Here is a 7,819-nt window from a genome sequence, read left to right on the forward strand (position 1 = left end):
GCTAGGTTGAGGACCATGGCTTCCACGCACGGTGCTGAGGTGCTGGTCGCGTCCAATCGCGGCCCGGTTTCGTACGCGGTCGGCGAGGGTGGGGCGCTGCGTCCCAAGCGGGGCGGCGGCGGTCTGGTCTCGGGTCTTTCGGCCATCGGGCCGGAGGCGAACGCGGTGTGGGTGTGCGCCGCGCTGGGCGAGGGCGACCGGGCGGCGGCCCGGCGCGCGGACGGCGGGCTGCTGCCGGTCGCGGACACCGGCGGGCAGCGGGTGCGGATGCTCGACATCGACGCGGACGTGTTCGCCGACGCGTACAACGGGATCGCCAACTCGGTGCTCTGGTTCGTGCATCACATGCTCTACCAGACGCCGCTGGAGCCCGTCTTCGACGCCGCCTTCCGGCGGCAGTGGGCGGCGTACGAGGCCTACAACCGGGCGTTCGCCGAGGCGCTGGCCCAGGAGGCGGCCGAGGGGGCGGCGGTGCTGATCCAGGACTACCACCTGGCGCTCGCCCCGCGGATGCTCCGCCGGCTCCGCCCCGACCTGCGCATCGGCCACTTCTCGCACACGCCGTGGGCCCCGGCGGAGTACTTCCGGCTGCTGCCGGACGACATCGCGGCCGAGCTGCTGACCGGAATCCTGGGCGCGGACCGGGCGGCGTTCCTCACCCGGCGGTGGGCGGACGCGTTCACCGACTGCTGCCACGCGGTGCTGGGGCCCGGGATTCCCTCCGGCACCCGGATCGGGGTGCACGGGCTCGGCGCGGACGCCGACTTCCTGCGCGAGCGGGCGCACCGGGCGGACGTGGACGAGCGGATGGCGGCGCTGCGGGCGGAGATCGGCGAGGGCCGCCGGACGATCGTCCGGGTGGACCGCACCGAGCTGTCCAAGAACATCGTGCGCGGGCTGCTGGCGTACCGGCAGCTGCTGGACGCGCACCCCGAGTGGCGCGAGCGGGTCGTCCATGTGGCGTTCGCGTACCCGTCCCGGCAGGACCTGGCGGTGTACCGGGAGTACACGGACCAGGTGCGCAAGGTCGCCGAGGAGATCAACGAGCGCTACGGCACGCCCGGTTGGACCCCGGTGGTGCTCCATGTGAAGGACGACTTCGCCCGCTCGCTGGCCGCGTACCGGCTCGCCGACGTGGCACTGGTCAACCCCATCCGGGACGGCATGAACCTCGTCGCCAAGGAGGTGCCGGTCGTCTCCGACGAGGGCTGTGCGCTGGTGCTGTCCCGGGAGGCGGGGGCGTACGCGGAGCTGGGCGAGGACGCGCTGGTGGTCAACCCGTACGACGTCACGGGCACGGCGGAGGCGCTGCACGCGGCGCTGGCCATGCCGGCCGGTGAGCGGGCGGAGCGGTCGAAGCGGCTGGCCGCGGCGGCCACGGCGCTGCCGCCGGCCCAGTGGTTCCTGGACCAGCTGCACGCCCTGACGGCTCAGTCGAGCTGATCCGCCAGGGTCCTGAGGAGCCGTACGACGCCCTCGGGACCGTCGACCACCAGGTCGGCCTTCTCGGCCAGTTCGGTGACCTCCGAGCTGCCGCTGCACACCAGGAGGCCGGGCAGGCCCTCGGAGCGCAGTTCGCCGACGGCGGCGAAGGCGGGGAGGTCGCCGAGGTCGTCGCCGGCGTAGAGGACGGCCTCGGCGCCGGTCTCGCGGACGTACTCGCTCAGGGCGACGCCCTTGTCCATGCCGGGCGGGCGCAGTTCCAGCACCATCCGGCCGGGTTCGACGATCAGTCCGTGCCGGGTGGCGAGGTCGGTCAGGGGCCCGCGCAGCGCCTCGTAGGCGGCCTCCGGGTCCTCGGCGCGGCGGGTGTGCACCGCAACCGCGCGGCCCTTCTCCTCGATCCACGTGCCCTGCCAGGCGCCGGCCCGGTCGAGGACGCCGGGCAGTTCGGCGCGGACGGCGGCGACGCCGGGGTGCGGGGCGGGGGCGGAGACGGTGCCGGTGACGGCGTCCCAGCGCTCGGCGCCGTAGTGGCCGAGGACGGTGAGGTGGGCGAGGCCCGGGACACCGGCGAAGCCGCCGTGGCGGACCGCGACGCCCGCGGGCCGGCCGGTGACCACGGCGACGTGGGCGACCTTGGGGGCGAGGGCGGCGAGCGCGGGGACGGCGTCCGGGTGGGCGCGGGCCTGTTCGGGGTCGGCGACGATGGGCGCGAGCGTGCCGTCGAAGTCCAGTCCGATCACCGCGGTGCGGGGCTTGGCCAGCAGCGCGGCCAGCCCGTCCCGGCCGGCCTGGGTGGCTGGGGTCGGCAGAGGGTCCATGTACCGACACTATCCAGCGGGGGCCGCCATCACTCCTGGCCGCCCCCTCCGCGCCACCGGCCCGTGCGGGCCGGGCTCAGCGTTCCGACCGGTGGGTCTCGCGGATTCTGCGCAGCCGGTTCACCGTGACGGGGTCGTGGGCGAGGGCCCGTTCGTCGTCCAGGAGGGCGTTGAGGAGCTGGTAGTAGCGGACCGGGGAGAGGTGGAGCTGCTCGCGGATGGCGCGTTCCTTGGCGCCGGGGCCCGTGAAGCCCCGGCGTTCCAGCGCGAGGATGGCCCGCTCGCGGTCGCCGAGTTCCATACCGGAACCGTAGCTCAGTTCGCGCTGGCGCTGTCCGCCGCCGTGGCCGTCGCCTGGAGGCGGGTCAGGACGCCCGCGGGGCTGCCGCCCGGGGCGAGGGCCTGCCCGATGTTCTGCTTCACGGCCGCGCTGACCGCCGCCCAGGACGTCTTGCCCACGGGATACATCTCGGAGGTGGCCAGCTGGTCGAGGAAGGGGTGCAGGGCCTTGTCGGGGGCCGCGTCCGACGCGCTCATGACGTTGGAGGCGGAGCTGGTGACCGGCAGCAGACCGTAGGTGCGGGAGAAGTCGAGGACGTTCTTCCGGCTGTAGACGTAGTTCAGGAAGTCGCCGGTCTGCTCGGCGTGGCCGTTCTGCTTGAACGCCATCATCCAGTCGCTGACCCCCATCGACGACCGGGCCCGGCCGCTGCGGCTCGGCGTCGGCACCATCCCGAACCGCACGCCCTTCTGCTCGGCCTGCTGGATCAGCGTGGGGTGCCCGTTGACCATGCCGACCTGGCCGTCGGCGAACGCCGCGAACGCCTGCGCCCGGTTGAGCTTCCCGGGCGCCACCGGACCGGTCAGCCCCTTGTCGACCAGGTCGTCCTTGAGCCAGGTGAAGGTGGAGACGTTCTGCTGGGAGTCGATCGTGTAGGTGCCGATGTCGTCGGTGTACCCGGTGCCGCCCGAACCGCCGTCGCCGCCGCTGAGCATCCACTGCATGGTCTCCGCCTGCGCCTCCTCGGGGCCCAGCGGCAGCGCGAAGGGGTACTTCACGCCCTTGTCCTTGAGCACCTTGGCGTCGGCCGCCAGCTGGTCCCAGCTGCTGGGCGGGGTGAGGCCGGCGCTCTCGAACATCGTCTTGTTGTAGAAGAGCACCCGGGTGGAGGCGGCGAAGGGTATGCCGTACTGGACGTGGTTCCACTGCCCGGCGTCGGCCAGCTGCGACAGGAAGTCCGCCTGGGTGCGGATGGAGAGCAGGTCCGAGGCCGCGTAGAGCTTGCCCGCGGCCGCGTAGTCGGCGTAGGCGCCGATCTGCGCGAGGTCGGGGGCGTGCCCGGCGTCGACCATCTCCTTGACCTTGCGGTCGACGTCGTTCCAGGAGTAGACGCTGACCTCGACCTTCACCCCCGAGTGCGTCGCCTCGTACGCCTTGACCAGGGAGTCCCAGTACTTCTTGGAGCTGTTGGCGGGCGAGTCGCCGTAGTCGGCGGCGACGAGTCTGAGGGTCACGTCGGAGGAGCCCGTGCTCCCGCAGCCGCCGAGGAGTGCGGTCATGCCCATGGCCGACACCACCGCGATCATTCCTGCCGTACGCCGACGCACCGTCAAAGTCCCAACCCTGCTGTCCGACTGTTCGATAGATGGAATCCTAAGGTCTACACCACGCGAGTGGACTAGACCTCTCATGGGTCACCGGGCCACACTGTCCCCGTGAGACATGTCATCGCCCTGGACGTGGGCGGTACCGGGATGAAGGCCGCCCTCGTCGGGGACGACGGCGCCCTGCTGCACCGCGCCCGCCGCGCCACCGGCCGCGAACGCGGCCCCGACACGGTGGTCGCGGGCATCCTCGACTTCGCCGCCGAACTGCGCGCGTACGGCGCCGAGCACTACGGCGCCCCGGCCGCCGCGGCCGGCATCGCGGTGCCCGGCATCGTGGACGAGGAGCACGGCACCGCCGTCTACTCCGCCAACCTCGGCTGGCAGGACGTACCCCTGCGCGCGCTGCTCGCCGAGCGGCTCGGGGTGCCCGTCGCGCTCGGCCACGACGTGCGCACCGGCGGGCTCGCGGAGGGCCGGATCGGCGCGGGCCGGGGCGCCGACCGCTTTCTGTTCGTGCCGCTCGGCACCGGCATCGCGGGCGCGATCGGGATCGACGGCCGGGTGGAGTCGGGGGCGCACGGCTTCGCCGGCGAGATCGGGCACATCGTCGTACGGCCCGGCGGCGCGCCCTGCCCGTGCGGGCAGCGCGGCTGCCTGGAGCGGTACGCCTCCGCGGCCGCCGTCAGCGAGGCCTGGGCGGCGGCCGGCGGGAACCCGGACGCCGACGCGGCCGACTGCGCGCGGGCCGTCGCGGCCGGCGACCCCGAGGCCGGCCGGGTCTGGCGGACCGCGGTGGACGCGCTCGCCGACGGGCTGGTCACCGCGCTCACCCTGCTGGACCCGCGCACGCTGATCATCGGTGGCGGGCTCGCCGAGGCGGGGGAAGTGTTGTTCCAGCCCCTGCGGGACGCCGTCCGCCGCCGGGTCACCTTCCAGAAACTGCCGTCCATCGTGCCCGCCGCCCTCGGCGACAGCGCCGGCTGCCTGGGCGCGGGGCTGCTCGCGCGGGACCTGCTGACCGGCACCATCCCTACGACTCCGGAGGTAAGCACCTGATGGCCAACGAGCGGGAAACTCCGGCCCCTGACAGTGCCCCGCACCCACGGGTGCTCACCGGCGCGAACGTGGTCCTGCCCACCGGAACGGTGCGCGGCGGCCAGGTGGCCGTCGACGGCACGCGCATCGCCGACGCCGCCCCGGCCGGCGCCGAGGTCGTCGACGTGACCGGCCACTGGCTGGTCCCCGGCTTCGTCGACATCCACAACCACGGCGGCGGCGGGGCCTCCTTCTCCGGGACCGCCGAGCAGATCCTCACCGCGATCCGCACCCACCGCGAGCACGGCACCACCACCCTGGTCGCCTCCACCGTCACCGACGAGATGGACCTGCTGGTGCGGCAGGCCGGACTGCTCAGCGAGCTGGCCGAGCAGGGCGAGATCGCGGGCATCCACTTCGAGGGGCCGTTCATCTCGCCGTGCCGCAAGGGCGCCCACTCCGAGGCGCTGCTGCGCCACCCGGAGCCGGCCGAGGTCCGCAAGCTGATCGACGCGGCACGCGGCCACGCGCGGATGCTCACCCTCGCCGCGGAGCTGCCCGGCGGCATCGACTCGGTGCGGCTGCTCGCCGAGCACGGGGTGATCGCCGCGATCGGACACACGGACGCGACGTACGAGCAGACGGTGGAGGCCATCGAGGCCGGTGCCACGGTCGCCACGCACCTGTTCAACGCGATGCCCGCCCTCGGCCACCGCACCCCCGGCCCCGTCGCCGCGCTGCTGGAGGACGAGCGGGTGACGGTCGAGCTGATCAACGACGGCACGCATCTGCACCCCGCCGCCCTGGAGCTGGCCTTCCACCACGCGGGCGCGGACCGGGTGGCGTTCATCACCGACGCGATGGACGCGGCCGGCAGCGGCGACGGCCGCTACCTGCTCGGCCCGCTGGAGGTCGAGGTCAGCGAGGGCGTGGCGCGGCTGGTGGAGGGCGGTTCGATCGCCGGCTCGACGCTGACGCTCGACCGGGCGTTCAAGCGGGCGGTGACCGTGGACGGCCTGTCGGTCGAGGACACGGTGAAGGCCCTGTCCGCCAACCCGGCCCGGCTGCTCGGCCTCTCCGACCGGGTCGGCTCCCTGGAACCGGGCAAGGACGCGGACCTGGTGCTGCTGGACGCGGACTTCGCGGTGAAGGGCGTGATGCGGCGGGGAGCGTGGGTCGTAGCTCCCCAACCGGCCTGATAAGCCCGGCATTTCCCGGTGACGGCGACCGGCCCGCGACTGGGCCGGTCGCCGTCTCTTTGGCATGATCGGGCCCCGGAAACGACAGGCGGCGCCGGACCGCCGGCTTCGAGGGAGGCAGCCCGGGTGATCCTCACGGTCACGCTGAACACCGCTCTCGACATCACCTATCGGGTGCCGTCACTGCGCCCGCACGCCTCGCACCGGGTCTCGGAGGTCATCGAGCGCCCGGGCGGCAAGGGCGTGAACGTGGGCCGGGTGCTCGCCGCGCTCGGGCACGAGGTGACGGTCACCGGGTTCGCGGGCGGCGGCACGGGCCGGGCGGTACGCGACCGGCTCGCCCGGACCGAGGGGCTGACGGACGCGCTGGTGCCGGTGGCGGGGGCGACGCGGCGCACGATCGCGGTGGTGGACGAACGCTCCGGCGACACCACCCAGTTGAACGAGCCGGGCCCGCAGATCGCGCCCGCCGAGTGGGGCACGTTCCTGGACCGCTACGAGGGCCTGCTGGCCGGCGCCTCGGCGGTGGCGCTCTGCGGGAGCCTGCCACCGGGGGTGCCGGTGGGGGCGTACGCGGGCCTCGTGCGCACCGCGCGCTCCTTCGGCGTGCCGGTCCTGCTGGACACCAGCGGCGAGCCGCTGCGCCGCGGGGTGGCGGCCCGCCCCGACATCATCAAGCCGAACGCCGACGAACTGGCCGAACTCACCGGCTCCCACGACCCGTTGCGCGCCACCCGGGACGCCCGCCGGCGCGGCGCCCACGCGGTGGTCGCCTCGCTGGGCCCGGAGGGGCTCCTCGCCGCCACCTCCGAGGGCCACTGGCGCGCGGCCCCGCCCTCCCGGGTGCACGGCAACCCGACCGGCGCGGGCGACTCGGCGGTGGCCGCCCTGCTGTCCGGCCTGGTCGAGCGGCTCCCCTGGCCGGACCGGCTGTCCCGGGCGGTGGCCCTGTCGGCGGCGACGGTACGGGCGCCCGCGGCGGGCGAGTTCGACCCCGCGGTGTACGCGGAGCTGCGGACGCGGGTGCCGGTGACCACGGTGGCCGGCGCGACCTGACGGCCCGGCCGCGCCCCCGACCGGTCAGCCGGTGACCCGGCCCTTCTTTATCCAGAACTGGTCCAGCAGGATGTTGCACTTGTCGCCCGGCTGGCAGGAGACGGAGATGACGTTGTTGCCCTTCTTGAGGGTGGGCCACACGTAGGAGCGGGTCCAGCCCTGGGCGAAGTCGCCGTCGGCGGCGTGCCGCCAGTTCCTCAGCCCGAGCTTGCTGCCGAACTCCTTGCCGTTGACGGTGACCGTCATCGACTGGTCCTCGCCGGTCGCGCTGTAGCGCGTGAAGAGGGTGTAGGCGCCGTCCGAGGGGATGTCCACGCTCCAGGTGGCGGAGGCGCCGACCTGGTTCAGGCCGCCCACGTACTTGCCGCCCGCGCCCTGCGCGCCCTGGACGCCCGTGGTCGGCGCGGCACCGCCCGACAGCTGTACGGAGCTGTCCGCCGCGTCGACCTTCGGCAGCCGGCCGTTGGTGGCGCTGCTCGTCGGAGTCGGCTCCGTGCTCTGGGACTGGGCCGGGGTGGCGCCGGCCTGGCCGTCGGAGTTCTTGTCGTCCGGGTTGCCGTTGAACATGGCGATGCTGATGCCGACGACCACCGCGGCGACCACCGCGATCGCGCCGATCAGCAGGCCCTTGGTGTTGGGGCCGCGGCGGCCGGGGCC

The 7,819-nt window shown here is 74.0% G+C and carries 8 protein-coding genes; 4 read left to right on the forward strand and 4 right to left on the reverse strand.

Features of this window, described 5'->3' with window-relative positions:
- Positions 1–15 precede the first annotated feature (15 nt).
- Positions 16–1,443, forward strand: coding sequence for an alpha,alpha-trehalose-phosphate synthase (UDP-forming) (locus tag FRZ03_RS22045; protein WP_146466881.1), 1,428 nt, complete (start codon positions 16–18; stop codon positions 1,441–1,443).
- Here FRZ03_RS22045 and otsB read toward each other — a convergent pair.
- The 3 genes from otsB to FRZ03_RS22060 all read right to left on the reverse strand — a co-directional run bounded on the left by otsB (position 1,431) and on the right by FRZ03_RS22060 (position 3,830).
- Positions 1,431–2,264 (reverse strand): trehalose-phosphatase, encoded by an 834-nt coding sequence (gene otsB, locus FRZ03_RS22050; RefSeq protein ID WP_146466882.1) that lies wholly within the window; start codon positions 2,262–2,264, stop codon positions 1,431–1,433. The two genes, FRZ03_RS22045 and otsB, sit on opposite strands and share 13 nt — an antisense overlap.
- A 76-nt stretch (positions 2,265–2,340) precedes the next feature.
- Entirely contained in the window at positions 2,341–2,565 is a 225-nt protein-coding gene (locus FRZ03_RS22055; RefSeq protein WP_146466883.1) for a DUF3263 domain-containing protein, read from the reverse strand.
- Between the two features lie 14 nt (positions 2,566–2,579).
- Positions 2,580–3,830 (reverse strand): extracellular solute-binding protein, encoded by a 1,251-nt coding sequence (locus FRZ03_RS22060; protein WP_261399293.1) that lies wholly within the window; start codon positions 3,828–3,830, stop codon positions 2,580–2,582.
- Between the two features lie 150 nt (positions 3,831–3,980).
- Here FRZ03_RS22060 and FRZ03_RS22065 point away from each other — a divergent pair, with 150 nt between their 5' ends.
- The 3 genes from FRZ03_RS22065 to FRZ03_RS22075 all read left to right on the forward strand — a co-directional run bounded on the left by FRZ03_RS22065 (position 3,981) and on the right by FRZ03_RS22075 (position 7,162).
- Positions 3,981–4,928, forward strand: coding sequence for an ROK family protein (locus tag FRZ03_RS22065; RefSeq protein WP_146466884.1), 948 nt, complete (start codon positions 3,981–3,983; stop codon positions 4,926–4,928).
- Entirely contained in the window at positions 4,928–6,106 is a 1,179-nt protein-coding gene (gene nagA, locus FRZ03_RS22070; protein ID WP_186785554.1) for an N-acetylglucosamine-6-phosphate deacetylase, read from the forward strand. Before FRZ03_RS22065 ends, nagA begins: the two co-directional genes overlap by 1 nt.
- Before the next feature lie 126 nt (positions 6,107–6,232).
- Positions 6,233–7,162, forward strand: a complete 930-nt coding sequence (locus FRZ03_RS22075) for a 1-phosphofructokinase family hexose kinase (protein ID WP_146466885.1) — start codon at positions 6,233–6,235, stop codon at positions 7,160–7,162.
- A gap of 24 nt (positions 7,163–7,186) precedes the next feature.
- On the opposite strand, the gene FRZ03_RS22080 is transcribed toward FRZ03_RS22075, so the two are convergent.
- The coding region (locus FRZ03_RS22080) for a carbohydrate-binding protein (RefSeq protein ID WP_146466886.1) at positions 7,187–7,819 on the reverse strand (633 nt) is incomplete at its 5' end.

Source organism: Streptomyces misionensis, from assembly GCF_007896895.1.
Lineage (GTDB): Bacteria > Actinomycetota > Actinomycetes > Streptomycetales > Streptomycetaceae > Streptomyces > Streptomyces misionensis_A.

Bases quoted from the DNA above. Each gene is read 5' to 3' on its own strand.
- nagA (WP_186785554.1), top strand. From the start codon at position 4,928: ATGGCCAACGAGCGGGAAACTCCGGCCCCTGACAGTGCCCCGCACCCA.
- FRZ03_RS22055 (WP_146466883.1), bottom strand. From the start codon at position 2,565: ATGGAACTCGGCGACCGCGAGCGGGCCATCCTCGCGCTGGAACGCCGG.
- FRZ03_RS22045 (WP_146466881.1), top strand. From the start codon at position 16: ATGGCTTCCACGCACGGTGCTGAGGTGCTGGTCGCGTCCAATCGCGGC.
- otsB (WP_146466882.1), bottom strand. From the start codon at position 2,264: ATGGACCCTCTGCCGACCCCAGCCACCCAGGCCGGCCGGGACGGGCTG.
- FRZ03_RS22060 (WP_261399293.1), bottom strand. From the start codon at position 3,830: ATGGGCATGACCGCACTCCTCGGCGGCTGCGGGAGCACGGGCTCCTCC.